We start from the raw sequence: 25,885 nt of genomic DNA on the forward strand, positions 1-25,885 counted from the left end.
CAGATGACTGGAGATGAAAGTATGAGCAATCAATTTGAACTTGAGCATATTGGAATTAATACTGAAAACGAAAATGAAGCTTTAGCACTTGCTTCACAATTAAGCTTTATTTTTAATTTAGAATCAAGGCATGGTCAGAAATCAGAATTTGCAGGAAAATATTTTGAATGTATGAAAGCACCTTATTTAGGTAAGCATGGGCATATAGCAATGAAGACAGAAGATTTAGAAGCGGCGGTTGAAGAGTTGAAAGAAAAGGGAATTAAATTTAATTCAAGCACTGCTGCTTACGATGATCAAGAGAAATTAAAAAATATATATTTAGAAGAAGAATATGGAGGATTTGCGATTCATATTTTGCAAAAATAATTATTATAAGTGGCTGGGACATAATGTAATGTCTCAGTCACTTTTAATATCTTGGCAGTAAATTTCTGTCCCGCTCCCTTATTTTTATAACGACATATATTCTTTTATGATGTGATTTATATTTTAAATAATGGTAAAATTTCATTAACACAATACGATAAAAAAATGGAGTGATAACAATGTCTAACAATACAAATTTAGAAGATATAAAGAAAAGTGTAGTACTTAATGCAAATGTTGAAACTGTGTGGGATGCTGTAGCTACATCTAAAGGAATTGCTGCATGGTGGATGAATAACGACTTTGTACCATCTGTAGGCGAAGCATTCACATTATATACTGAAGGTTATGGAGAATCACCTTGCAAAGTGACAAATATAATTCCTAATGAAGAAGTGAGATTTATATGGGGTAAAGATTGGACTGCTTCATTTAAATTACGAAAAATTGATGGCCATACAACAGAATTCACACTCATTCATTCGGGGTGGGACGATGAAAAAGAAACCGAATTTGGTCAGCCACATAGTGAGGTTCGAGGATTTATGGATCAAGGATGGGATAAAATTATAAACGAAAGCTTAGTGTCATACGTAGAGAAACAAGGTTAGAAGATTTAGCTCTTGCAGATGATTCTGAAGTTTAAAAGAAGCGCATTAACAGGTTTCAATTCAACTGTTAATGCGCTTTATTTATTTAAATATCTACTTTATAAAAATGTTCGACGACTGGAAATGGCTCATAATAATGGTGTAATAATTGTTTCCATTCATGATACTCACTAGATTCTCGGAAACCTACTGTATGGTCCTCTAGCGTTTCCCACTCGATTAATAATAAATACTGTCCTTCTTCTTCAATGCATTTGTTTAATGAGTGCTTAATGTACCCTTTCATTGAACGAATAATTTTAGATGCTTCTTTAAAAGACTTTTCAAAATCATTTTCTTTGTTCTTTTTAACATGTAGCATGGCACTTTCGAGTATCATATTCGCACGTCCTTATTTTATATTTGAATGTTATTTTACATTAATAATGTTATATCTGCATTATTTTACTTTTTATAACTAATTGGAATGCCAAAATAGATTTTGATACGTTGGTATAAAGTGATAATATTGAAATTAACATAAGATGATTGATTTTAGTAATGAAGAAGAGGGGATTTATATGTGTGATTTAAGCCATGAACTGGCTAATCCGATTGCGATATTTGATACGGGTATAGGGAGTTATGCGATTGTTGAGCATGTTAAAGAGCAATTTCCGAAACAAGATTTAATTTACTTAGCTGATCGGAATCAATTTCCATATGGTAGTAAGTCGAAACCGGAACTAATGAACGTGATTCGTCAAACAATTGCTTATTTGGAAACGTGGAATCCGAGTTTAATTGTTGTCGCATCAAATGCACCAACGATTACTGTGCTAGAAGAAGTAGCAAAAGAATTTGATACAGAAGTAATAGGTGTCTATCCTCCTATTGAAGATGCGATAGAAGCGTCTACTTCTAAAAAAGTAGGTGTATTAGGTGTACAATCATTAATTGAAAGTGATGAATTAACGACATACATCAATCAAACATCTAAAGGCGCATCTGTATATAAATTTGATGTATCTATATTAGTAGAGCTTGTTGAAAGCGGAGAATTTCTTACAGATAAATATCGAACTTTAATGACTACGAAAAAAGTCATTGATGACATATTAGAAACTCATGAAGAAATTGATGTGTTCACATTATCATCTACACACTTACCTTGGTTATATAGTTATTTTAAAACGCTCTATCCAAATATTATGTTTATAAATCCAGCACAAACTGTTATTGATAATATAGGGAAAAAAGCAACTAAAGGAAATGGGATAATAAAAACTTTAGTGACAACAAATGATAACTATACAATAGAAGAGTTTCAAACAATGCTTGAAAGACTCAACGTACAGTTAGATATAGAAGAAATTAAAATATAAACGACTCATCCCTCAAAATCTAAACAAGATTTTGAGGGATTTTTTGATATTTCAATAGGAATGATTGCAAGAGTGGGGAAACGTGCAACGATTGAGGTGAAATGATTGCAAGACTCACGAAACGTGCAACGATTGAGGTGAAATGATTGCAAGACTTGGGAAACGTGCAACGATTGAGGTGAAATGATTGCAAGACTGGGGAAACGTGCAACGATTGAGGTGAAATGATTGCAAGACTCGAGAAACGTGCAACGATCGGGGTGGAATGATTGCAAGACTCGGGAAACGTGCAACGATCGGGGCAAAATGATTGCAAGACTCACGAAACGTGCAACGATCGGGGCAAAATGATTGCAAGACTCACGAAATGTGCAACGAAAAAGGGTCCTATTTATCAAGACTAGGCAAACGTGATAAATAGAGCCACTCCTTTGCTCAAATACCTAACACATTGATACTTCAATCTTTTGATATCCTCCTCCGCCACCCTCAGAACTCACCCCATATCTCATCCCGCATAGGCCATTAGTATGAATTTGTTAGAAAAGTAGCAAAATTCAAAAATTAAAACATTGTATTTAATTTTTTGTGATAAAATTTTAAATAATAGATATAAGGGAGGGTGATTTACTTTGAAAGTATTTGCGAAACTTGGATGGTTTATTAAGCAGGAACGCAAGAGTTATATTATAGGTCTATTCATATTATTCATCGTTGCGTTAATTGATTTATTACCACCACAAATTATTGGGAAAGTCATTGATGGTATTACTTTTAATACTTTAACGGGGAAACAGTTGATCATCTTCATGGTTATTCTGTTTTTAGCCGCTATTCTTACATACGCATTTAGATATTTTTGGAGAATTATGATCTTTGGTGCAAGTATGAGATTAGGGAAGATTTTAAGAGAACGACTCTATCATAAATATACATCGATGAGTCCATCGTTCTTCCAACAGCGTCGTACGGGTGATTTAATGGCGCATGCGACGAATGATATTAGAGCAGTACAGAATACAGCAGGTGGCGGTGTGCTGACAATTGCGGATTCTTTAATGTCTGGCGGCGCGGTATTAATTACGATGGCGGTAACGGTTGATTGGCGATTAACGTTAATTGTGATGGTGCCTTTACCAATCATGATTATCTTAACGAGTTATTACGGTAAACTGCTGAACCGTGGCTTTAAAAAAGCACAAGCAGCATTTAGTCAATTAAATGATAAAGCGCAAGAAAGCATCGCGGGAATTAAAGTTACTAAAACGTTTGGTTATGAAAAAGACGATCAAGCAGACTTTAAACAGCTAAGTGATGAAGTAGTTAATAAAAATTTAAAAGTATCTAAAATAGATGCTTTATTTGATCCAACGATTATGTCAGTGATTGGACTAAGTTATTTCTTAGCTATTTTCTTTGGTGCGAGAATGGTCATCAATGAAGAAATTACAATTGGACAATTGGTCACATTTACAACTTATTTAGGGATGATGGTTTGGCCATTACTGGCATTAGGTTTATTCTTCAATATTGTTCAACGTGGACATGCTTCTTATGAGCGTATTAATGAAATTACACACGTTGAAAGTGGTATTGATACAGAATTTGAAACGAGAGAGATGCCTGAAGGAGATATTCAATTTAATATTGAAACGTTCCATTTTCCGGATGATGAAAATATAGCATTGCATCATCTTGATTTCACGATTAAAAAAGGAACAACTGTAGGTATTGTTGGTCGAACGGGTTCAGGTAAAAGTGCGCTCATCAGATTATTACTTCGTGAATTTGATACAGAAAAAGCACATGAAATTAAATATGGAAATGAATCATTACGACATTTTGATATTCGTAGTTTGAGAGCGCAATTTGGTTATGTACCACAAGATCACTTTTTATTCTCAACTTCTATACGTCAAAATATCGCATTCAGTAATCCGACATTACCAGATGAAGACGTGTATCATGCGAGTGAGATTAGTTATATTCATAACGATATCCTCAATTTTCCTGAAGGTTATGAAACAGTCGTTGGAGAAAGAGGTGTTTCGTTATCTGGTGGACAGAAGCAAAGAATTTCTATTGCACGTGCATTAATCATGAATCCACCAGTATTGATTTTAGACGATTCGTTATCAGCAGTGGATGCTGAAACTGAAGAACATATACTAGAAAATATGCAGCGTGAAAGACAAGGAAAGACGAATATTATCACTGCACATCGAATGAGCGCAGTAAGTCATGCAGATATGATTTTAGTTATGGATAACGGTACGGTCATTGAACAAGGGGATCACCAAGCACTTATGGAAAGAAAAGGTTGGTACTATGAAACATACCAAGCTCAGGCTTTACAAGAAGAACTGACGAGCAATCTTGATGAATTGACGAAAGGAGATGACCATCATGAACATCAATCATAATTTAACTGCTAAAGATCAATTTCAAGTGTTGATGAGGCTCATTAAATATACATTTCCTTTCAAAGGTATTATAGCGTTGGCTTTTCTAATGTTGGCTTTAACAACTGTAGCGAGTATGGCGACACCATTTATCGTGAAAGTGTTTATTGATACGTATTTGACGCCTCAAGTATTTCCAAAGTCGGATATCACACTCATGATTGTCGCTTTCTTCATTATTCAAATTATTGGTGCAGTCACTTCATATTGGAATGTATATTTATTTCAATACTTAGCTTTTAAAGTAATTCAACAATTAAGAATTGATGCCTTTGAACAAATCGGACAGTTAGGCATGGAATATTTCGATAAAGAGCCGGGTGGCAGTGTTGTTTCAAGACTTACAAATGATACAGAAGCAATCGTAGAGATGTTTATAGGTGTGTTTTCATCAGTGTTAATGGCGATTTTCATGGTTATATCAAGTTATATTATGATGTTTATCTTAAACTTGAAATTAGCATTGATGGCACTCGTGTTTGTTCCAATTATTATATTAGTATTAGCGTTATATCGAAAATATTCGGCGATTTATTTTTCTCAAGCGAGACAACGTTTATCTGATTTAAATGCTAAGCTTGCTGAATCTATTGAAGGTATGCGTATTATTCAAGTATTTAACCAAGAGAAAAGACTACAAAAAGAATTTAAAGAAATTAATGACGAACATTATGCGTTTAATTTAAAAACTGTAAAAATCGATGGCCTATTATTGAGACCTGCAATTAGTATGATTTCTATTTTTGCGGTGATTATGATTTTGAGTTATTTTGGTGTACTGAGCTTTTCTGGAGGCGTAACTGCAGGTGTTGTATTTGCATTTGTCCAGTATATGGAACGATTCTTTGAACCTATCAATCAAGTGAGTCAAAACTTAAACGTACTACAACAAGCACTTGTTTCAGCCAGTCGGGTATTTAAGTTGATAGATAACGATATGTTGGAACCCCAGCAAGACGCACAACCAGATCATCGCATCACAGAAGGAAAAGTAGAATTTAAAAATGTAACGTTTAGTTATGATGGAAAAAATGATGTGTTGAAAAATATTACATTTACCGCGAATCCAGGTGAAACAGTTGCCCTTGTTGGACATACAGGATCTGGGAAGAGTTCAATTATCAATTTATTTATGAGATTTTACGAATTTAATCAAGGCGAAATTAATATTGATGGACATTCTATTAAATCTATACCTAAAAGTGAATTGAAAGGTCATATTGGATTAGTATTACAAGATGCATTTATTTTTTATGGCACGATTACATCGAATATAAAATTGTATCATCCGACGATGACTTTTGATAAAGTTCGAGAAGCGGCAGAGTTTGTAAGTGCAGATCAATTTATCAATAAACTACCAGATAAATATAATCATCATGTAATTGAAAAAGGAAGTGCATTTTCTAGTGGTGAGCGACAATTATTAGCTTTTGCGAGAACGATAGCGAGCGATCCTAAAATACTGATACTCGATGAAGCAACAGCGAATATCGATTCGGAGACAGAAACACAAATTCAAAATTCACTAGAAAAAATGCGAAAAGGTAGAACGACGCTAGCGATTGCACATAGATTATCGACAATTCAAGATGCTGATCAAATCCTCGTGCTTAATCAAGGTGAGATTGTAGAACGTGGTACACATGATGAATTGATTAAATTAAAAGGCATCTATCATAAGATGTACGTTTTACAAAATGGGTAAGTGAAATTTTAGATTAAATGCTTATCATTCTTACAGTGAAGAAAGCGTTTAATGTGTTATACTATATCACGAATAGTAGGTATTATTTTGGAGTGATAATTCATGAATAGAACGAACGGAGTGAATAGGATGTCTCAATACAATAACCAAAATTTAAAAGAAAAATATTTAAATTTATTAGCTGAAAAGTTTGATCAAGAAGAAAAAGTAGCGACTGAAATTATAAATTTAGAATCTATATTAGATTTACCGAAAGGCACAGAGCACTTTGTCAGTGATTTACATGGTGAATATCATGCATTTCAACACGTATTACGTAATGGTTCGGGTAATGTTAGAGCGAAAATCAATGACATCTTCAAAGAAACACATTCTGAAGAGGAAATTAGTGAACTGGCAGCGTTAGTATATTATCCAGAAGAAAAATTAAAATTAATAAAAAATAACTTTGAAACGAAAGCAGAATTAAATGAATGGTATATGACGACGATACTTCAAATGGTTCATTTAATTTCATATGCTTCAAGTAAGTACACGCGTTCAAAACTGCGCAAAGCTTTGCCAAAACAATTTGTATATATTATTGAAGAGTTATTGTATAAAAGTAATGTCTATAATAATAAAACAACATATTATGAAACGATTATTCAAAAGGTCATTTCGCTTGGACAATCTGATAAATTAATTATCGGTTTAGCTTATACGATTCAACGTCTTGTTGTTGACCACTTACATGTAGTGGGTGATATTTATGACCGTGGTCCTGAACCAGATAAGATTATGGAAACATTAATTAATTATCATTCTGTAGATATTCAATGGGGAAATCATGATGTACTTTGGATTGGTGCGTATGCAGGATCAAAAGTATGTTTAGCTAATATACTTCGAATATGTGCAAGATATGACAACTTAGATATTATCGAAGATGCCTATGGTATTAACTTACGTCCACTTGTAAACTTAGCAGAACGATATTATGGAGATAATCCTGCTTTTTATCCGAAAGAACATGCTGAGAAACAATTGTCTGAAGAAGAAAAGCTACAAATCACGAAAATTCATCAAGCTATAGCAATCATCCAATTTAAGTTGGAAAGTCCAATTATTAAACGTAGACCGTCATTCGATATGGATGAACGTTTAGTGTTAGAAAAAGTAGACTACGATAATCAAGAAATAACGGTATACGGTCATACTTATAAATTAGAAAACACATGTTTTGAAACAATCAATCGAGAAAACCCAGCTCAATTAAATGACGAAGAAGAAGAAGTAATCAATAAATTGTTGCTTTCAATTCAAGAATCTGAGAAATTGAAACGCCATATGAACTTTTTGATGAAAAAAGGTAATTTATATTTAAAATATAATGGAAACTTATTGATACATGGATGTATACCAGTTGATGAACAAGGAAAAATGGAAGAGATGGAAATCGACGGTAAGATGTACAACGGTAGAGAATTGCTAGATCAGTTTGAGCATCACATTAGATTGTCGTTTGGTCAGAAAGAACAATCAGATGATTTATCTACAGACTTAATATGGTATTTATGGACAGGTAAATATTCGTCGTTATTTGGAAAACGAGCTATGACAACATTTGAACGTTACTTTATAACAGATAAAGCGTCACATAAAGAAGAAAAAAATCCATACTATTATTTAAGAGAAGATAGTGACATGTGTCGTAAGATGCTAGAAGAGTTTGATTTAGATCCTGAACAAGGACGAATCATCAATGGTCATACACCAGTAAAAGAAATCGATGGAGAAAATCCAATTAAAGCAAACGGTAAGATGATCGTTATCGATGGTGGATTTTCAAAAGCGTATCAATCAACAACCGGAATTGCAGGTTATACATTACTTTATAATTCATTCGGCATGCAGTTAGTTGCACATAAACACTTCGGTACAAAAGAAAATGTCTTGATGAATGGTGCAGATGAACTTTCCGTACGACGTGTTGTTGATGAAGAGCTGGAAAGAAAAAAAGTTCGTGATACGAATATAGGAGCAAAACTACAAGAAGAAATTAAGATGTTACAAGAATTGATGTCATATCGATATATTGATTAATAAATAAAAGGAAGCCTACCACTCAACTGTATGATTTGAGTGGTAGGCTTTTTATTTTATAGGGTGAGGTGGAGAAGTTGGCTTAAGTCGTGAGTTAACTAAGGAGTTAATCCAAGAGAAGGATCAAGTCGTAGATTAACTCTTGAATTAAGCGACGAGTTCACTTCATTCACATCCCACCACCCATTTATTTAATGCTTTTGCTTAATTCTTGATAAAGTTGTTCTGCTTGTTGCTGTGAATTGGCGCCGTGTACGTTCATTCTTCCATCTTTGAATAAGGTCATGTTTATATTGTCATGGCGCAAAAATTTCACGTAATCATTTTCTTTTATAATATTTCCTGGGAAGTAATGTGCGAATTGAAATGTTTGTGGTTTGAATCGAAATAAATATGTGTCTCCACACAAGCTTTCTATGGATGGCTGATTCAATTTATTTAAAGATTCATAGTGATTATTCACGCATACTTCGCATTGATGATTTTTTAATTGATCTATTTTCGTCATTTTTGCAGTTATTTCAAAGGTATCTAAGGTAATGAGTTTTTGAGAAAAGCCTTCTCCTGATACGTGACGTAATAACTCAGATACTTGATAACTAGCGACTTGCTGTATAACAGGAGGCAAGACGCCATTGATGGCACAACTTTCACCGGTACTTGGAACGGTAGAAAGTATGCATTTCAAACATGGTCCATTAAAATCAATGCCATACACAGTACCTTTACTTCCGACTGCTGCACCATAAATCCATGGAATTTGGCTTTTGTGGCTTGCTTCGTTTATTAAAAAACGCATATCGAATTGATCCATACCATCTATAATGATATCTGGTTGAATATCTTCAATAATATCTAAAATGTTTGTAGAAGTGATTTCTTCATTAATTGAATTGAGTTGTACGTTATGATTGATGCGTTTTATTTTGTCTTTCAAGGCATATACTTTTGGCAACATATTTTGTGCATCATGTTCATCGTATAGTGCTTGTCGATGAAGGTTCGATAATTCTACAATATCCATGTCGATAATCGTGAGGTGTTCAGCACCCATTCGTGCCAATAATTCAGCAACATGACTACCTAATGCACCTGCACCAAATATTAATATATTAGTATGTTGTAATTGATTTTGTCCGTTTTCCCCGAAACGATGGTATTTCATTTGTCTATCATAACGTTGCATTATAGAAAACCTAATCCTTCAGTCGGACTAGATGCTTGAGCAGTATATTTAACAGGTATTCTGCCAGCTTCGTAACTTAACTGACCAGCTTCAATGCCTAATTTCATTGCTTTAGCCATTTTTACAGGATCTTTAGCGTTTGAAATAGCAGTATTTAATAGGATAGCGTCGGCGCCGAGTTCCATTGCAAAGCATGCATCTTTAGGTGAACCGATACCTGCATCAACAATGACTGGAATATTAGATTGTTCAATGATATATCTTAAATTAAGTGGATTATTAATACCACGCCCCGTTCCGATAGGTGATGCGAGTGGCATAATTGCATGGACGCCTAATGATTCTAAACGTTTCGCTAAAACAACATCACACGAAATATATGGACAGACAATGTATCCTTTATCCAGTAGTAATTCACAAGCTTTGTATGTTTCGATTGGGTCTGGCAATAATGTCTTATCATCACCGATAACTTCTACTTTAATCATATTACATACACCAGCATGATTCGCAATTTCAGCGATACGGACAGCTTCTTCAGCAGTATGTGCACCTGCAGTATTTGGAAAAGTAACAAACTGAGATAAGTCTACATTTGCTAATGGGTTTGGTAAAGATTTGTCATATAAATTCATACGTCTTACCGCGAATGTCAGTACTTCTGTACCTGAAGCTTCTATTGCGTCAGTTTGTGTTTGTTCATTTTCAAATTTACCTGTTCCTAATAATAATCTTGAGTTTAAAGTATATGGTCCTATTTTTAACATTTTATCCGCCTCCAACAAATTCTAATAATTCTAATCGATCTGATTCTCTTACGACAACCTCATTAAATTGTTCTTGCTTAACAAGTGTGTCGTTCCATTCCACAATAATTCTTTCTTGATCCAATTCTAGAGATTCAAGTATTTGTGACAAAGTTAATGTGTCATCAAAATTAAATTCATCTCCATTAATGATGCATTTCATAATATGAACTCCTTTCAGTTTTAAAATGGTTCAACAACGAAGGACGTTGTTGATTACGTATCCAATCCGATACAAGCTCACCAATGATAGGTGATAGTAATATGCCATTACGATAATGACCAGTTACAAGAAATAGTCCGTTATCTATTTCATCCATAATTGGCCATTCGTTAAGTGTAAAAGGTCGAATGCCTGACCACTTATGAATCACTTTACTATTTACTAAAGAAGGGATATAAGTTGTTGCTTCATTGAATAGCCAGTCTTCACCTTTAGCAGTTGTACCTACAGAGAAGTCATCTTTATAACTTGTTGCGCCCACTAAAAATCTGTTGTGATACTTCGGAACAATGTAGCAACCATTAGTCATAAAGAGTGTTTGTTTTAAATCTAACTGAGGTTGCTCTAACAATAATACTTCACCCTTAATTCCGGTGATTTCTGTTGAAATATTATAGTCTTGTAACAATTGATCGCTCCATGCACCAGCGGCAACAATGACTTTTTTAGCAGTTAATGTACCTTTAGATGTTTGAACCCGATAAATATCTTGAACCCGTTCTAATGATGAAACTTCAGTTTGGTAGAAACGGTGTATGTCTTTCTGTTCAATCGATTTCAATAATGCCTTCGTATATTGAGATGCATTGATTTGACCATCTCTTGGAATATAAATGGCATGATTATGATAAGTAATATTGCTGTTAGACAATTGTGCTAATGATTGTTTATCTAATCGGACTACATCTTTATCGTGAGTATTTAAAAAGTTCCATTGCATGTTTAAATTGTCAGTGTCATCTTGAGCAGCGGCCATCTTAATAAGACCTTCTGACTGATAATGAATGTCTATACCAGTTTCTTCATATAATTCATGACTCAATGTCTTAAATTTCCTACGAGATTGCAGTGCGAGTTGGAATAAATCGGTATTCTCAGTGAATTCATTTTGAGCGCCGAGCATGCCACCCGCTTTATAAGAAGCATGTAGCCCAGGAACGTCACGATCAATCACAGCGATAGATAAATCATCATGTTCATGAAGGTCGCGCGCAATGGACATGCCAATTACGCCAGACCCGACGATTAGAACATCATACATAAGCTTGCCACACCTTTCTTAAAGACTTGATTTCTTGTATATTAGCTTTTCTAAAAAATGAAATTGCACAAATACCTTTGAATCCCGGAGGTAAATGTTTGATTGTATGAACATGAATTCCCCCGATAGCATAAATGGGAATATGATGTGCGACTGCTCGTTTGATTTCTTCATTTGATCTAGGGCGCTTACCATCTTTTGAAGCTGTTTCAAAAACATGACCGAAACATACGAAATCTAATCCATGCTTTTGAGCGCGTTGTATACTTTCGCTTGAATGTGTCGACATACTTACAGAAATATGTGGATGTGACTGTTTAAAAGAAAAGGCGTGTTCATCATTTTCACGAAAGTGTATAAATGTTAAATCATATTTTTTAAGCAATGTAATATCGCTATGCACCATTAATTTATCTTTAGGGAATCCATGATGAATTAAGTAGTCTACCGAGATACATAGTGATTCATGATCCATAGGAACACGTAATAACAATAAGTCTATGGATTCGGAAATTTCGATATAATGATTTAAATCTATTTCTGTTAATACTTGATACGGTGTAATGGCAATAAACATCTAATTCACTCCAAATAAAAAAGCGCTATTTTTCTATATAGAAAAATAGCGCAAAAATTAGCTTCTTTAGATACGCCACTTTCCTACGCCAGTATGAACTGGATCAGGTTCAGGGAATCCCAAAGTCACTACTTTAGTCTCAGCCTCTAATTAAGGCACTTCCAGTGGTTCATATTTAATTATTAACTTTATTGTACATATATTAATCAGAATGTTCAAATAGAAAAATAAATTTATCGCGTTCAGTGATAATTTGCGTTTACCCTTTGTAGAAAAGGGAATTATGAAAATAACAAATTACACTCAAAGTGTATTCTGATTTTCTAGAAATTTTATAACAAAAGGGTGGGATGAGAAATGGCTACACTAATTTTTTTAATTTCGTTAATCATCATTGCGACGTTATATTACTTTTTAAGAAGAAAATATATCGCCGATTTTAAAAGCAGAAGAAAGGTTCGGAAGCGAGAACAGCGACTGAAAGAATTAATTAATAGTGCTTTTAAGATAGAACGACTAGAATTAATTGAAGAAAGGCAAAGTGATGTAAAGTTAAAATACAACAAAAGAGCAATCGCCGTTAATCCCGATCACATTATTAAAGTAGATAATACAGAAGATGAACGCATTGAAATAAAATATGAATTACCAAATGAAATTACAAAAGAAGAAGTATTTGATTTTATAATTGAAAATAGTAATTTCTATATTACTAATGAAAGATATAACAAACTCAATACGAAACAAGCATAAGTGGATGGAGGTCATAGTATGATACCTGTAGTTAAAGCATATACAAATGAGAAAGACTTAGAAGCGGATATTAACACATTAAAAGACCAAGGGATTAGTCAAAAAGATATTTATATATTAACAGAAAACGAAGCACATACAGAACGTATTGTAGAAGAAACAGAATATAAAAATATTAATTATAATCGAAAAAGTATTGGCGGTTTTGAGTATAAAGAGGACGAATTGTTACGGAAGTTAGAAGTACTCAATGTCGCTAAACCAGAAGCAGAACGATATGTAGAAGATATTAAACAAGGAAAAGTAATATTGATTGTAACTGATCAAAGAATCAAAGGGGTGTTATAACAAAAAATCCGAGGCTGAATGCCTCGGATTTTTTGTTTATTAAACTTTTAAAATACTACGAAATCCTCTAGCAGCATAATAAGAATCGGCGCCATTATGGTACGTGAATACAGTATCGTAACGGAAGTCACAGAATAATGCGCCACCTAAGTTACGTATTTTTTCTGGTGTTGCTACCCAACTAGATGACTTTTTATCGAATTCACCTAATGTTTGTAAATGTCTATATTGTTCCTCAGTAAGCATAGAAACGTTCATTTCGTTTGCCATATCCATCGCACTGTTAGCAGGTTTATGTTTTTTTCTAGCATCTAATGCAGCTCTGTCATAACAAACACTGCGTCGACCTTTAGGGCTTTCTTTAGAACAATCTACAAAAATATATTGTCCATCTTCGAAACCGATGACATCAGGTTCACCTTCAGTCTTTTCCATTTCATTAAGTGACCAAAGTTTATCTTGGTTTAAATTAAGTTGATCTTCAACTGCAGACCATTCAATATTTTCATGTCGTTCTGGAAATTTTTCAAAACGTTTTTTTAAAGTTTCAAAAAGCGCAGTTTGTTCGTCTTGTGTAATTTTTGGTGATGTCATTGCAATTCCCCTTTATACTTTTCTTTTATTTTAGCAAATTCTAATTTTATTAAAAGTAATATGAGGCGTGAGGTGAGGGGGAGTCGTAGATTAACTTCCGAGTTAAGCGACAAGATACCCAAAGTCGTAGATTAACTTTCGAATTAAGCGACGAGATCGCCTAAGTCGTAGATTAACTTCTGAATTAAGCGACGAGATGACTGAAGTCGTAGATTAACTTCTGAATTAAGCGACGATCTCTAAAATTCACCCTCCCCACTAGTATTTTTAACGTCATTTACGATATAAAATTAAAATAAAAGTGTTAATTTAACATAATGCTTTACAATTCTTAACAGATAGCGTATAGTAGTCATCAAGTGATATTTCGACATTAAATTAATTGGTAGTTTTATTCATTGTTAATAAAGTCCATTTAAGTTTGAAGATTGATTATTGCAAATATATCGTGCAAAAGCACACAGGAGGACTTTTATTATGAATAAAGGTACAGTAAAATGGTTTAACGCAGAAAAAGGTTATGGTTTCATCGAAGGAGAAAATGGTAGCGACGTATTCGTACATTTCTCATCAATCCAAACTGAAGGTTACAAATCATTAGACGAAGGCGCTTCAGTTACTTTCGACATCGAAGAAGGTCAACGTGGACCTCAAGCAGTTAACGTTGTTAAAAACTAATATTAGTTTAGTTAAACTGGGACATAATATAATGTCTCAGTTTTTTTATGCTTATTTTTAATTGATTGACTATTCTGAATTTAATTATTCGCTTTATCTGCGATGTAATGGTTAAATAAATATAACAAGTGATAAGGAGGTTATATTTATGCCAGAAGTTCAACATTTAACATTTGGAAACAAAGATGCAGAACATACTGTGGAAGCATTTATTAATTTCGCGTGTCCGTATTGTTTAAATTATTTTAAAGCAGCTGATGCAATTTTAAATGATTATATCGAAGATGGTCGTGTGCATTATGTTATTAAACATTTCGATAAAACAAAAGAACGTTTGTTAAAAGGGACAGTAGCCAATCTTTATTTAGATTACAATGATCCTGATGAAACATTGAAAATCATTCGTCACTTATTCGAGACGCAAGATGAATGGACTTTGAATTTTGAAACGATTGAACGAAAAATGGAAAATGAATTAGCATTATCTCCTCAAAAAAATGCAGGTGATCGATCGATAGCCATTCATCAAGAAACTTTTGAAAGAGACATTAAAGGTGTTCCAGTTATTTTTATTGATGGTAAAGCGTTTGATTTCGACTCTACTGAAGATGATCTTCAAACGATTCAGCAAAAATTAATTACTGCTTTAGATAAATAAATCGCAATCATTTGTAGAGTGAAATGGTGTAATCCGTGTGATACACCGTCACTCTCATTTTTTTGTGCACTATTTACAGAAAATTTCAAGTTGACTGAATTTTTTAAAAGATATAGAATTGAAGATATTTTTAAATTTAGAGAGAAGGTATATTGTGTCGAATCAGTCATACAAACGTGATATGAAACAACGTCATATTATGTTACTTAGTTTTGGTGGAGTAATTGGGACAGGATTGTTTTTAAGTTCGGGTTATACTTTGCAACAAGCAGGTCCTTTAGGAACGATGATATCTTATGTGATTGGTGCGATTCTTGTATATCTCGTCATGTTATGTCTAGGGCAATTAGCAATTGAACATCCTGTAACAGGAGGGTTTCATGTATATGCTTCGAAATATATTCATCCAGCTATTGGATATATCGTTGCGTGGTTTTATTGGCTAACATGGACAGTCGCACTCGGTTCAGAGTTTACTGCGGTAGGTATATTAATGCAAAAATGGTTGCCAGATGTACCTGTATACATATTTTCTATTGTGTCTATTGTACTCGTGCTCGTATTTAATATTGTATCAACGAAGTTTTATGCTGAAGTTGAATTTTATTTTTCATTGGTGAAAGTGCTAGCGATTGTTATTTTTATTGCGTTAGGTATACTCACGCTAGTAGGTATCGTTCATTATGGTGGTTACAGTGGAATTGAAACAATTAAAGAGAGATATACAAATCCAACGTTTCCAAATGGATTAGGTGCTGTATTCCTTACGATGCTTGCGGTTAACTACGCATTTAGTGGTACGGAATTGATAGGAATTGCGGCAGGAGAAACGAAGAATCCTGAAAAAGTAATTCCTAAAGCGATTCATGCAACATTATGGAGATTAATTATTTTCTTTATTGGAACAATGGTTATTATTTCAATATTAATTCCAAGTTATCAAGGTAAGTCATTAGAAAGTCCGTTTGTCGTTATTTTTCAAAATATGGGCATACCATATGCCGGCGATATTATGAATTTGGTCATTGTAACAGCATTGTTATCAGCAGCCAATTCAGGTTTATATGCAGCGAGTCGTATGGTTTGGAGCTTATCAAATGAAGGCATGTTTCCTAAAGCATTCCAAAAATTGAGCGGAAATAAAATGCCAGTGCGTGCGACAATCTTCAGCATGTGTGGTGGTTTACTAGCATTATTTTCAAGTATTTATGCTGCAGATACTTTATATATCGTTCTTGTTTCAATTGCTGGTTTAGCAGTCGTTATTGTATGGATGAGTATTTGCTTATCTTATTTCAATGCTAAGAGACAGAACGCGAAATTAAGCGTGCATATCAGTGTGCCAGTTATCGGATTCATACTTTGTTTAATTTCATGTGTAGGTATGTTGTTTGATCCAAATCAATCACCAGCACTATACTTTGGTTTACCATTTGCAATAATAGCGATTATTTTTTATTTCGTTAAATATCATAAAAAAGGAGAACAAATATATGAGACTTCTAAAGAAAATTAATCATGATAAACAACTCGTTTTAGATGGCGGTTTAGCGACAACATTAGAAGGTTATGGATGCAATTTGAACTCCTCATTATGGTCGAGTGAAGTCCTTGTTCATCAACCTGAAAAGGTAAAACAAGCACATCAAGAATTTGTTGATGTAGGTGCAGATATTATATTAACGAGTACATATCAAGCAAGTTTTGATACATTTAAATCTATTGGAATGAACACGGAAGAAATTGAACATCTTTTTGATATTGCTGTAGATAGTATTACTACTACAACGACAGATGAACAAGTGATTGTGGGAAGTTTAGGGCCATATGGTGCATATTTAAGTGATGGTTCTGAGTATACGGGTGAATATGAGATTTCAGTAGAGGAATACGTAGCATTTCATGAAGACCGTATTAATGCATTAATTAATAGAGGTATTTATGATTTTGTATTCGAAACAGTTCCAAATATAAATGAAATTAAAGCAATTGTTGAATATATTATTCCTAACTATAGTGATGAGACGACTTTTTGGATTTCTTGTACAGTCAACGATGAGGGTCAATTATCGGATGGCACAGATTTTGAACAAGTATGTCAGTTTATTCGCCTACATCTTGATCGTGTACCTGTCTTTGGCATTAATTGTTCAAGTGTTCAAGGTGTGAACCAAGCGATTAAACGCGGGCTATTAAGCTTGCCTCAAGTTATCGCATTATATCCAAATGGCGGTAAGACTTATGATCCTGAAAAGAAAGTATGGATTGGAACATCTGAGAATGATCAACTGACTCAAAATACAAAACAATGGCTCGAACAAGGTGTTCAAATTGTAGGTGGTTGTTGTGAGACAACACCGAAAGATATTAAGGAAATTAGGTCATTAATATAGAAGTTTTTATAATTTGAAAGGGCTTTACTTGATAAAAATGAAAATAGAATAGTAAAATGTTCTATAAGAGGCGATAAGCCTTTTAAATGGTGTTTATTTTTAGGAGGTATGAGGATGGTAGTAGAATTTCACAATGAACCTGCAACAGATTTCACAAATCAAGAGAATCAACAGGCTTTTAAAGATGCTTTAACTAAAGTTAAAGCAGAATTTGGGAAAGAAATTCCTCTCGTGATTAATGGCGAGAAAATTTTTACAGATGATCAATATGACTCTGTAGACCCAGCTAATCATCAGCAAGTTCTTGGTACAGTTTCTAAAGCGTCAACTGAACAAGTTGATCAAGCGATGGAAGCGGCAAAGGAAGCATACAATACTTGGAGAAAGTGGACGCCTAAAGAAAGAGCAGAATTACTAATGAGAGTATCTGCCATTATACGTAGAAGAAAACATGAATTTTCTGCGTTGATGGTTTATGAAGCGGGTAAACCGTGGAATGAAGCAGATGGAGATACAAATGAAGGTATAGATTTTATTGAATATTATGCAAGATCTATGATGGAATTAGCTCATGGGAAGCCAATTTTAGATAGAGAAGGGGAGCATAATCAATATATTTATAAACCAATGGGGCCAGGTGTAACAATTCCACCATGGAACTTCCCATTTGCAATTATGGCAGGGACAACAGCTGCACCTATCATTGCAGGGAATACAGTGTTGTTAAAACCTGCTGAGGACACGCCGTTAATTGCATATAAATTAATAGAAGTGTTTGAAGAAGCTGGATTACCTAAAGGTGTTGTTAACTTTGTACCTGGTGATCCAAAAGAAATTGGAGATTATTTAGTAGATCATAAAGATACACACTTTGTGACGTTTACAGGATCTCGTGCAACAGGCACACGCATATATGAAAGATCAGCTAAAGTACAAGAAGGTCAAAACTTCTTAAAACGCGTTATTGCTGAAATGGGCGGGAAAGATGCAATTGTAGTAGATGAGCAAATCGATACAGATTTAGCCGCACAAGCAATTGTTGATTCTGCATTTGGTTTCTCTGGTCAGAAGTGTTCAGCATGTTCACGTGCGATTGTTCATAAAGATGTGTACGATGAAGTGCTTGAAAAATCAATTCAATTAACAAAAGAATTAACAATCAAGCATACTGAAAATGGCTCAGATGTATACATGGGTCCAGTTATAAATAAAAAACAATTCGATAAAATTAAAAACTATATCGATATTGGAAGTAAAGAAGGCAAATTAGAAGTTGGCGGTAAAACGGATGATAGTAAAGGATATTTCGTACATCCAACAATCATTTCGGATCTTAAAACGAGCGATCAAATCATGCAAGAAGAAATATTTGGTCCAGTCGTTGGCTTCACTAAGTGCAATGATTTTGATGAGTTACTAGAAGTAGCTAACGATACAGATTATGGTTTGACAGGTGCAGTGATTACAAATAATCGTGAACATTGGATAAAAGCTTGTGAAGATTATGATGTAGGTAACTTGTACTTAAACAGAGGATGTACATCAGCTGTCGTTGGATATCATCCATTCGGTGGATTTAAAATGTCAGGTACAGATGCCAAGACAGGTAGTCCAGATTACATGTTGAACTTCTTAGAACAAAAAGTACTCTCTGAACAATTTTAAATCATATATTTCAATTTGAATAAACAGCGCTTATTATTAAGAAGAGTATTCTTAGTAATAAGTGCTTTTATTATTTTTAAAAGCATATCAATAAAGGTGGTGAGTATGTGGAGAACAAAATGCAAAAATACAAACTAAATGAAGTTGTTTGGGTAGTACTAGGGATGATTTTTGTTGCTTCTACATTGAGAGCACCTTTAACATCAGTAGGTCCAGTTATAGAATTAATAAAATCAGATTTAAATATTAGTAATAGTCTGGCAGGTTTATTAACGACGATTCCTTTAATATTGTTTGGGATGGTATCACCATTTGTATCACGTATTATTAACCGATTTACAATGACTGGAACAATTTTGAGTGCGTTATGTTTGTTGTTCATTGCGATATTATTGCGTGTTTCGGGAGACGTCGGATTATTTATATTTGGTACTGTACTCTTAGGCGTCGCGATAGCAGTAGGAAATGTATGTTTACCGAGTTATGTGAAATGGCGGTTTCCATTACAAATTGGTTTATTCACGGGTATGTATAGTGCAACGATGAATCTTACAGCAGGATTAGGTGGCGGATTAAGTTATCCTTTGTCACAACTGACACCACTAGGATATCGATTGTCACTTTCTTTTTGGATAATTTTTACGATACTTGCACTTATGTTGTGGATAGGGCAATTTAAGAAAAATAAATCACAAGAATTGCAAACGAACCGAGCATCCAATCAGAATATAAAAGCACCGAAAATTAAACTCATGAAATCAAAATTATCTTGGGCTGTAGCGTTGACGATGGCAATGCAATCGATGATATTTTATACAGTTATTGCATGGATGCCAACCATTCTGGTAGATAAAGGCTTATCACCAACGACAGCAGGTTATTTATTAATGTTGAATCAATTTTCACAAGTGCCAATGACCTTTATCTTTCCAATCATAGCTTCAAAAATGAAAAACCAAAAGTTACTAGTAACGATAGTAAGTTTATTGTTTGTTATAGGATTTAGTTTCTTATTTATAGATATTTATTTCTTTTGGGTTTTAGGAATGATTGTTGCTGGATTTGGTATGGGTGCAGGATTTAGTTTATGTATGATGTTCTTCTCGATTCGAGCAAGAACACATGTTGGAAGTATGACATTATCAGGATTTGGACAGTCGATTGGATACTTTATCGCTGCAATTGGTCCATTTTTAATCGGACTCTTACATGACGTTTTAGGCGGATGGCATATAGGTATTATTTCACTCGTAGTGATATCCATATTATTCTATATCGTCGCATTACAAGCCTCTACAGATAGATATGTTGAGGACGATTGAGTGAATGGAGAGGTAGGATAGAAAAGATATCGTGCGATTAGGTGTGAAACGCACGAAGACTTTGGGGTAGGTGCCGAGATATCGTGCGATTAGGTATGAAACGCACGAAGACTTTGGGGTAGGTGCCGAGATATCGTGCGATTAGGTATAAAACGCAGGTAGGTGCTGAGATATCGTGCGATTAGGTATAAAACGCACGAAGACTTTGGGGTAGATGCCGAGATATCGTGCGTTTCAGAATCAATCTTCTATCTCCATCACTTCAGCAAGTAATTGATATGACTTTTGCTTTGCTGCAAAGTCATAAATATTAGTTATAATCATAAATTCATCAGTTTGATATTGCTCAGAGAGTCGTTGTAATTGGGATTTCACTGTATTCGGTGAACCAATAATACAACGTTCTCTGTTTTTCTTTATAATTTCTAAATCGTCATTACTGTAATTATCTCTGTTTATTTCAGAAGGTGGTTGTACTTGTGTTCCTAATCCTTTACTAATATTCAATAACCATTTGTCTTGTGTGACAGCAAGGGCTTCGGCTTGTTCATCTGTTTCAGCACAAACGACAAAGATACATACAATTGTAGAAGGTGATGTCTGACTCACTGATGGTTTAAATTGTTCATAGTATGTCTTCATAGCAATTTTACTATATTTAGAATTTATAAAATGTCCAAAAACAAAACCAATTCCAAGGTTCGCAGCATTTTTTGCACCGTTTTCAGTGAGGCCAAGCAACCATAGTTTTGGTGGTTGCTCAATTCGTGGACTAGCTTTGACAAGACGATAGTCATGATCACGTGGCAACGTATTATGCATAAACCCTTGTAAGTCAGACACTTGTCTATAAAAGTCATCGATAGGTTTGATGTGATTATCAGTTAAAGCTTTTTGAGTAATTGGCGAGCCCCCAGGTGAATTTCCGATACCAATATCAATACGTGATGGGAATAATGCAGTTAACGTCTTCGCATTTTCAGCAATTTTATAAGGACTGTATTGAGGTAATAAGATTCCACCAGAACCAACACGAATACGATTTGTTGAAGCGGCAATACGTGTCATCAATATTTCAGGGGATGAGATTGCTAGACCACTCGTATTGTGATGTTCTGCTACCCAGAATCTATGATAGCCTAATTGCTCAGTGAATTGTGCTAATTCAATTGTATGTTGTAGCGTCGTTTCGGGTGAATTTCCCTTTGAAATGGGCGCTTGATCTAATACACTTAATTTCATGAAACCGTACTCCTATTTTTTATTTTTAGTATAGCTTATTCACATAAAAATGATTATATTTTGCTCAAAAATGCATTTTTTTGTATCTTGTTTAAAATATTAATTAGTTGTAAAGTTAATGTGAAAATATTTTTAAAAAGGGGATAAATACATGAAAAAAATAATTGCAAGTTCAGCATTAGTTGTGTTGTTAAGTGGTACAACAGGTATGGCCCAATCAAATGAAGCATTTGCGAGCCAAGATGCGACAAAAGAAATTCAAAATGAAAAAGTGACGAAAGCCGATTTGGCTGAACAAAATGTTATGAGTGTAGCTTGGTACCAAACTTCAGCAGAAGCTAAAGCATTGTATTTACAAGGTTATAATACTGCCAAAGATAAGTTAGATGAAAAGCTGAAGCATCATAAAGGTAAAAAGAAACCAGCAATCGTTTTAGATTTAGATGAAACGGTACTTGATAATTCTCCGTACCAAGCATATGCAATCTTAAAACATAAAACATATCCAGAAGGTTGGCACGAATGGATCGACACAGGAAGTGCAAAACCAGTATATGGTGCCAAGTCATTCTTAAAATATGCAGATAAAAAAGGTGTAGAAATTTTTTATGTCACAGATAGAAGTGAAAAAGAAGATTTCAAAGGTACATTGAAAAATATGAAAGACTTAAAAATGCCACAAGCCAATAAAGAACATTTATTGTTAAAAGGTGAAAATGAAAAAGGAAAAGAACAAAGAAGAGAAAAAGTACGTGAAAATCACGATTTAATCATGTTATTTGGGGATAATATATTAGATTTTGATGAACCTAAAGAAAGCACACTTAAATCAAGAACTAAATTTATTGAGAAACACAAAGAAGACTTCGGTGACAAATACATCATCTTCCCGAATCCAATGTATGGTAGTTGGGAAGCAACATTGTACGGCGGAAACTTTGCACAATCACCAGATAAATTAGACCAGTTAAGAAAACAACCATTAACATATTTCGATCCAGCAACAAAAACAACGAAAACATCAAATGAAAAATAAGTAACGAAACACTGTTTACATAAAAGTAAGCAGTGTTTTTTTTAGAATAAAATATAGTTTCCGGAGTGAGAGGGGGTTGTAACGGACATAATTCGGAATACTGTCCGTAAGAGAGTTGTAACGGACAAAATTCGGAATACTGTCCGTAAGAGAGTTGTAACGGACATAATTCGAGATTCTGTCCCTAAGAAGGTTGTAACGGACAAAATTCAGGATTCTGTCCCTAAGCCCACCACGCACAATCCAATCTCAATCCACAACCACTATAGTAAACGCTTACATTTTTTCCGCGATTACTTAGAATATATAAGTACTAACAATTATCGGAGTATAAATTTACAATATGTATTAAGGGAGATGTTAAAAATGTTAAAAAATCGGCCGATGAATATTTTGAATATTTTTCTTAATAGTAATGCGAGTATCACGACAAAAGAATTAAGCATTATGTTTAAAAAAACTGAACGTACTATTCGCAACGATTTGAGAGACATTAATGAATTTCTTACAAATAATCAATTTTTAGTAATCAATAATAAAAATGGTGTACTCAATTTAAACTTATCAACTTTGCAAAAAACGAATTTAAAAGGGATTATATCTGGTGATATAGAAGAACAAATCTATGATCCCACGTATAGAAAAGAATACATTATTGTTCATGGATTAATGAAAGATTCTCACAAGAAAATTTATGAATTGTGTGAAGAACTAGAGATATCTAAAAGTACGATGGACAAAGATATGAAAATGGTAAGAGAAGATTTAGGGAAGTTTAATTTGAAAATCAATTCCAATATTTCAACTGGACTATATATTGACGGATGTGAATCTGATATACGTGCATTTCTTTATGATTATTTAGTCAGAAAAATAATTGAAGATAAAATATCGATTGATCAATTGTTTGAAAGCTATAGTCCACTGATCAAATTTATCAGTCTTGAAAATATTTACACTATCGAAAATATTTATTCTAAAGTTATTTCAATTCAGCAAGGTGACATTAAATTATCAATGATCATTTTAACAGCTATATGGATCACTCGTATTAGAGATAATCATATTATTGAATTCGTTAAAACGGATAAAAAGAAAAATTTGAGTATCGTAAATATTTTTATCGATGAAGTTATTAATGTAAAACATGATTCAGTAGATATAAGTGAATTCAACTTTATCAATAATAGACTTGATGCATTGATTGGAAATAGAAGTATTGATTTTGATGGAAGGAACGACGCACTCTCTCAATTAATCAGTCTTCAACTCATTGAATATGTAGAACATGAATTGTCTATTGATTTTAAAGGATACCAAAGTTACTTATTTGGAGGACTCAATAAACACATTTCGGGATTAATTAATCGTTTAGAGCAAGGAATACAAATCTATAATCCTCTAAAAGAAAATATAAAAAATAATCATTTGAAAATTTTTGAAACAATTAAGAAGTATTCTAAGAACCGGTTAAATCGATATATAGAATTAGAATTTACAGAAGATGAAATTGCATTTATTACTGTTTACTTTTCAACTGCATACTTTAAATATGTGCAACAAAACAAAAATTATTTTAATGCAGTGATTGTATGTAGTTTTGGTATAGCGACAAGTAATTTATTAGCAGAAATATTAAAGTCACATTTTAATGTGAATATCATCAATATCCTAGCTTCAAATCAGGATGAATTGATCAATGAGAATGATGTGGATATTGTATTTACGACTATAGAAGCGGAATATGGAAAACCAACCTGTTTCGTTAATGCGATACTCAATGAAACAGACATAAAAAAGATTGAAGGATTTTTAGACAAATACGCATACTTATCTCGAAATAATAATAACGTTAATAGAAATGAAGCAACATTATTTAAAGATGTTACAAATTGGCTAGAAGAAAACGGAATGAAATTAAGTAAAGAAAATTATAAAGATGTTAAGAAAATATTTGATCAAAATAATTTTAATTTCGACGATAAAGAGGTGCAACCTATGTTAAATGAAGTATTAGAGAAACACCACGTTCAATTGAATAAATCTTGTAAAGATTGGAAAAATGCAATCGAGTTAGTTTCTAAACCATTACTTGATGATGGAATTATCACAACGAAGTATCAAGAAGCAATGATTCAGACAGTTGAAGAATATGGGCCATATATTGTGATTGGTAAACACATCGCATTGGCTCATGCTAGACCTGAAGACGGCGCAAAAGAACTAGGCGTGAGTATAGCAACTTTAAGTCCAAATATCGAATTTGGAAATGAATTGAATGACCCAGTTAAAATAATTTTTTGTTTATCAGCAACGGATTCATATTCACATTTAAATATTATGAAAAGTATCGTTGCATTAGTGAGAAATGAGGATAAAGTTAATAAATTACTGAGCTTGAAGAATAAAGAAGAATTTATAAATCATTTATTAAAGGAGGAAATATCATGAGTAAAACTAATATCTTATTTGTATGTGGCGCAGGGTTAGGAAGTAGTTTCGCGTGTCAAATGGCGGCGGAAGATGTATTGAATAAATTAGGTGTAGAAGCAAATTTAGACCACGATACGATTTCATCAGCTGTATCAAGAAATGCAGAAATCATTATAACGGGTGAAAATTTCAGATCACAATTTAATAATTTCTCAATCGATGATTCTGTAACAACAATTGTTTATCTAAAAAACATTGTCTCAACTGAAGAAATAGAAGAAAAGTTATCACCAGTATTAAAAGAAAAAGGGATCATTTAATAAGGAAGTG

At 33.6% G+C, this 25,885-nt stretch carries 25 protein-coding genes and 1 riboswitch; of the genes, 17 read left to right on the plus strand and 8 right to left on the minus strand.

The features are described from left to right. Positions 1–21 precede the first annotated feature (21 nt). Positions 22–369, plus strand: a complete 348-nt coding sequence (locus tag P3U32_RS01655) for a VOC family protein (RefSeq protein WP_323703871.1) — start codon at positions 22–24, stop codon at positions 367–369. Between the two features lie 179 nt (positions 370–548). Beyond that, positions 549–980 (plus strand): SRPBCC family protein, encoded by a 432-nt coding sequence (locus P3U32_RS01660; protein WP_323703872.1) that lies wholly within the window; start codon positions 549–551, stop codon positions 978–980. An 85-nt stretch (positions 981–1,065) separates the two neighbouring features. Here P3U32_RS01660 and P3U32_RS01665 read toward each other — a convergent pair whose 3' ends face one another. After that, positions 1,066–1,359 carry an antibiotic biosynthesis monooxygenase family protein gene (locus tag P3U32_RS01665; protein ID WP_323703873.1) on the minus strand — a complete coding sequence of 98 codons (294 nt, stop codon included), beginning with the start codon at positions 1,357–1,359 and terminating at the stop codon, positions 1,066–1,068. Between the two features lie 181 nt (positions 1,360–1,540). Here P3U32_RS01665 and P3U32_RS01670 point away from each other — a divergent pair, with 181 nt between their 5' ends. The 4 genes from P3U32_RS01670 to P3U32_RS01685 all read left to right on the plus strand — a co-directional run bounded on the left by P3U32_RS01670 (position 1,541) and on the right by P3U32_RS01685 (position 8,599). After that, positions 1,541–2,344: a glutamate racemase gene (locus P3U32_RS01670; protein ID WP_323703874.1), complete on the plus strand. Its 804-nt coding sequence runs from the start codon at positions 1,541–1,543 to the stop codon at positions 2,342–2,344. A gap of 632 nt (positions 2,345–2,976) precedes the next feature. Further along, positions 2,977–4,767, plus strand: coding sequence for an ABC transporter ATP-binding protein (locus tag P3U32_RS01675; RefSeq protein ID WP_323703875.1), 1,791 nt, complete (start codon positions 2,977–2,979; stop codon positions 4,765–4,767). Further along, entirely contained in the window at positions 4,751–6,514 is a 1,764-nt protein-coding gene (locus P3U32_RS01680) for an ABC transporter ATP-binding protein (RefSeq protein WP_323703877.1), read from the plus strand. The genes P3U32_RS01675 and P3U32_RS01680 overlap by 17 nt, the downstream gene beginning before the upstream one ends. A 129-nt stretch (positions 6,515–6,643) precedes the next feature. Continuing rightward, the gene (locus tag P3U32_RS01685; RefSeq protein WP_323704826.1) at positions 6,644–8,599 is read left to right on the plus strand and encodes a fructose-1,6-bisphosphatase; all 1,956 of its coding nucleotides are present in this window, start codon (positions 6,644–6,646) and stop codon (positions 8,597–8,599) included. A gap of 187 nt (positions 8,600–8,786) precedes the next feature. Here P3U32_RS01685 and P3U32_RS01690 read toward each other — a convergent pair whose 3' ends face one another. The 5 genes from P3U32_RS01690 to P3U32_RS01710 are packed head-to-tail and all read right to left on the minus strand — an operon-like array spanning position 8,787 to position 12,433. Then, complete coding sequence (locus tag P3U32_RS01690) at positions 8,787–9,785, minus strand: ThiF family adenylyltransferase (protein ID WP_323703878.1); 999 nt, start codon at positions 9,783–9,785, stop codon at positions 8,787–8,789. Beyond that, entirely contained in the window at positions 9,785–10,552 is a 768-nt protein-coding gene (locus P3U32_RS01695) for a thiazole synthase (RefSeq protein WP_323703879.1), read from the minus strand. The genes P3U32_RS01690 and P3U32_RS01695 overlap by 1 nt, the downstream gene beginning before the upstream one ends. Before the next feature lies 1 nt (position 10,553). After that, positions 10,554–10,754, minus strand: coding sequence for a sulfur carrier protein ThiS (gene thiS, locus P3U32_RS01700; protein WP_323703880.1), 201 nt, complete (start codon positions 10,752–10,754; stop codon positions 10,554–10,556). Then, positions 10,738–11,856: a glycine oxidase ThiO gene (gene thiO / locus P3U32_RS01705; RefSeq protein ID WP_323703882.1), complete on the minus strand. Its 1,119-nt coding sequence runs from the start codon at positions 11,854–11,856 to the stop codon at positions 10,738–10,740. The genes thiS and thiO overlap by 17 nt, the downstream gene beginning before the upstream one ends. After that, positions 11,849–12,433 carry a thiamine phosphate synthase gene (locus tag P3U32_RS01710; protein ID WP_323703883.1) on the minus strand — a complete coding sequence of 195 codons (585 nt, stop codon included), beginning with the start codon at positions 12,431–12,433 and terminating at the stop codon, positions 11,849–11,851. Before P3U32_RS01710 ends, thiO begins: the two co-directional genes overlap by 8 nt. 63 nt (positions 12,434–12,496) lie before the next feature. Next, a riboswitch (TPP riboswitch) is annotated at positions 12,497–12,606 on the minus strand. 184 nt (positions 12,607–12,790) lie between these two features. Between P3U32_RS01710 and P3U32_RS01715 the strand changes: the two genes are divergently transcribed. After that, a complete protein-coding gene (locus P3U32_RS01715; RefSeq protein WP_323703884.1) occupies positions 12,791–13,186 on the plus strand; it encodes a hypothetical protein in 396 nt (131 codons plus the stop codon). Positions 13,187–13,204: 18 nt separating this feature from the next. Next, positions 13,205–13,534, plus strand: coding sequence for a YflT domain-containing protein (locus P3U32_RS01720; RefSeq protein ID WP_323703885.1), 330 nt, complete (start codon positions 13,205–13,207; stop codon positions 13,532–13,534). 39 nt (positions 13,535–13,573) lie between these two features. On the opposite strand, the gene P3U32_RS01725 is transcribed toward P3U32_RS01720, so the two are convergent. Further along, positions 13,574–14,128: a DUF4256 domain-containing protein gene (locus tag P3U32_RS01725; RefSeq protein WP_323703886.1), complete on the minus strand. Its 555-nt coding sequence runs from the start codon at positions 14,126–14,128 to the stop codon at positions 13,574–13,576. A gap of 477 nt (positions 14,129–14,605) precedes the next feature. Between P3U32_RS01725 and P3U32_RS01730 the strand changes: the two genes are divergently transcribed. The 6 genes from P3U32_RS01730 to P3U32_RS01755 all read left to right on the plus strand — a co-directional run bounded on the left by P3U32_RS01730 (position 14,606) and on the right by P3U32_RS01755 (position 20,844). Continuing rightward, positions 14,606–14,806, plus strand: coding sequence for a cold-shock protein (locus P3U32_RS01730; RefSeq protein WP_323703887.1), 201 nt, complete (start codon positions 14,606–14,608; stop codon positions 14,804–14,806). A 148-nt stretch (positions 14,807–14,954) separates the two neighbouring features. Further along, positions 14,955–15,464: a thioredoxin domain-containing protein gene (locus P3U32_RS01735; protein WP_323703888.1), complete on the plus strand. Its 510-nt coding sequence runs from the start codon at positions 14,955–14,957 to the stop codon at positions 15,462–15,464. Between the two features lie 181 nt (positions 15,465–15,645). Next, entirely contained in the window at positions 15,646–16,980 is a 1,335-nt protein-coding gene (locus P3U32_RS01740; RefSeq protein ID WP_416361240.1) for an amino acid permease, read from the plus strand. Continuing rightward, complete coding sequence (gene mmuM, locus P3U32_RS01745) at positions 16,958–17,857, plus strand: homocysteine S-methyltransferase (RefSeq protein WP_323703890.1); 900 nt, start codon at positions 16,958–16,960, stop codon at positions 17,855–17,857. Before P3U32_RS01740 ends, mmuM begins: the two co-directional genes overlap by 23 nt. Positions 17,858–17,971: 114 nt before the next feature. Then, on the plus strand, positions 17,972–19,522 hold the full coding sequence (pruA, locus tag P3U32_RS01750; protein WP_323703891.1) for an L-glutamate gamma-semialdehyde dehydrogenase: 1,551 nt from the start codon (positions 17,972–17,974) through the stop codon (positions 19,520–19,522). Between the two features lie 107 nt (positions 19,523–19,629). After that, on the plus strand, positions 19,630–20,844 hold the full coding sequence (locus P3U32_RS01755; protein WP_323703892.1) for a CynX/NimT family MFS transporter: 1,215 nt from the start codon (positions 19,630–19,632) through the stop codon (positions 20,842–20,844). A 240-nt stretch (positions 20,845–21,084) separates the two neighbouring features. Here P3U32_RS01755 and P3U32_RS01760 read toward each other — a convergent pair whose 3' ends face one another. Beyond that, positions 21,085–22,086 (minus strand): LLM class flavin-dependent oxidoreductase, encoded by a 1,002-nt coding sequence (locus P3U32_RS01760; protein ID WP_323703893.1) that lies wholly within the window; start codon positions 22,084–22,086, stop codon positions 21,085–21,087. 151 nt (positions 22,087–22,237) lie between these two features. On the opposite strand from P3U32_RS01760, the gene P3U32_RS01765 reads away from it, so the two are divergent. From P3U32_RS01765 to P3U32_RS01775, 3 genes are all read left to right on the plus strand, one after another. Continuing rightward, on the plus strand, positions 22,238–23,122 hold the full coding sequence (locus P3U32_RS01765; RefSeq protein ID WP_323703894.1) for a 5'-nucleotidase, lipoprotein e(P4) family: 885 nt from the start codon (positions 22,238–22,240) through the stop codon (positions 23,120–23,122). A gap of 366 nt (positions 23,123–23,488) precedes the next feature. Then, the gene (locus P3U32_RS01770) at positions 23,489–25,573 is read left to right on the plus strand and encodes a BglG family transcription antiterminator (RefSeq protein WP_323703895.1); all 2,085 of its coding nucleotides are present in this window, start codon (positions 23,489–23,491) and stop codon (positions 25,571–25,573) included. Beyond that, positions 25,570–25,875 (plus strand): PTS sugar transporter subunit IIB, encoded by a 306-nt coding sequence (locus P3U32_RS01775; RefSeq protein ID WP_323703896.1) that lies wholly within the window; start codon positions 25,570–25,572, stop codon positions 25,873–25,875. Before P3U32_RS01770 ends, P3U32_RS01775 begins: the two co-directional genes overlap by 4 nt. Positions 25,876–25,885 lie beyond the last annotated feature (10 nt).

Source organism: Mammaliicoccus sp. Dog046, from assembly GCF_034039665.1.
Taxonomy (GTDB): domain Bacteria; phylum Bacillota; class Bacilli; order Staphylococcales; family Staphylococcaceae; genus Mammaliicoccus.

Bases quoted from the DNA above. Each gene is read 5' to 3' on its own strand.
- P3U32_RS01655 (WP_323703871.1), top strand. From the start codon at position 22: ATGAGCAATCAATTTGAACTTGAGCATATTGGAATTAATACTGAAAAC.
- P3U32_RS01660 (WP_323703872.1), top strand. From the start codon at position 549: ATGTCTAACAATACAAATTTAGAAGATATAAAGAAAAGTGTAGTACTT.
- P3U32_RS01665 (WP_323703873.1), bottom strand. From the start codon at position 1,359: ATGATACTCGAAAGTGCCATGCTACATGTTAAAAAGAACAAAGAAAAT.
- P3U32_RS01670 (WP_323703874.1), top strand. From the start codon at position 1,541: ATGTGTGATTTAAGCCATGAACTGGCTAATCCGATTGCGATATTTGAT.
- P3U32_RS01680 (WP_323703877.1), top strand. From the start codon at position 4,751: ATGAACATCAATCATAATTTAACTGCTAAAGATCAATTTCAAGTGTTG.
- P3U32_RS01685 (WP_323704826.1), top strand. From the start codon at position 6,644: ATGTCTCAATACAATAACCAAAATTTAAAAGAAAAATATTTAAATTTA.
- P3U32_RS01690 (WP_323703878.1), bottom strand. From the start codon at position 9,785: ATGCAACGTTATGATAGACAAATGAAATACCATCGTTTCGGGGAAAAC.
- P3U32_RS01695 (WP_323703879.1), bottom strand. From the start codon at position 10,552: ATGTTAAAAATAGGACCATATACTTTAAACTCAAGATTATTATTAGGA.
- thiS (WP_323703880.1), bottom strand. From the start codon at position 10,754: ATGAAATGCATCATTAATGGAGATGAATTTAATTTTGATGACACATTA.
- thiO (WP_323703882.1), bottom strand. From the start codon at position 11,856: ATGTATGATGTTCTAATCGTCGGGTCTGGCGTAATTGGCATGTCCATT.
- P3U32_RS01710 (WP_323703883.1), bottom strand. From the start codon at position 12,433: ATGTTTATTGCCATTACACCGTATCAAGTATTAACAGAAATAGATTTA.
- P3U32_RS01715 (WP_323703884.1), top strand. From the start codon at position 12,791: ATGGCTACACTAATTTTTTTAATTTCGTTAATCATCATTGCGACGTTA.
- P3U32_RS01720 (WP_323703885.1), top strand. From the start codon at position 13,205: ATGATACCTGTAGTTAAAGCATATACAAATGAGAAAGACTTAGAAGCG.
- P3U32_RS01725 (WP_323703886.1), bottom strand. From the start codon at position 14,128: ATGACATCACCAAAAATTACACAAGACGAACAAACTGCGCTTTTTGAA.
- P3U32_RS01730 (WP_323703887.1), top strand. From the start codon at position 14,606: ATGAATAAAGGTACAGTAAAATGGTTTAACGCAGAAAAAGGTTATGGT.
- P3U32_RS01735 (WP_323703888.1), top strand. From the start codon at position 14,955: ATGCCAGAAGTTCAACATTTAACATTTGGAAACAAAGATGCAGAACAT.
- P3U32_RS01740 (WP_416361240.1), top strand. From the start codon at position 15,646: ATGAAACAACGTCATATTATGTTACTTAGTTTTGGTGGAGTAATTGGG.
- mmuM (WP_323703890.1), top strand. From the start codon at position 16,958: ATGAGACTTCTAAAGAAAATTAATCATGATAAACAACTCGTTTTAGAT.
- pruA (WP_323703891.1), top strand. From the start codon at position 17,972: ATGGTAGTAGAATTTCACAATGAACCTGCAACAGATTTCACAAATCAA.
- P3U32_RS01760 (WP_323703893.1), bottom strand. From the start codon at position 22,086: ATGAAATTAAGTGTATTAGATCAAGCGCCCATTTCAAAGGGAAATTCA.
- P3U32_RS01765 (WP_323703894.1), top strand. From the start codon at position 22,238: ATGAAAAAAATAATTGCAAGTTCAGCATTAGTTGTGTTGTTAAGTGGT.
- P3U32_RS01770 (WP_323703895.1), top strand. From the start codon at position 23,489: ATGTTAAAAAATCGGCCGATGAATATTTTGAATATTTTTCTTAATAGT.
- P3U32_RS01775 (WP_323703896.1), top strand. From the start codon at position 25,570: ATGAGTAAAACTAATATCTTATTTGTATGTGGCGCAGGGTTAGGAAGT.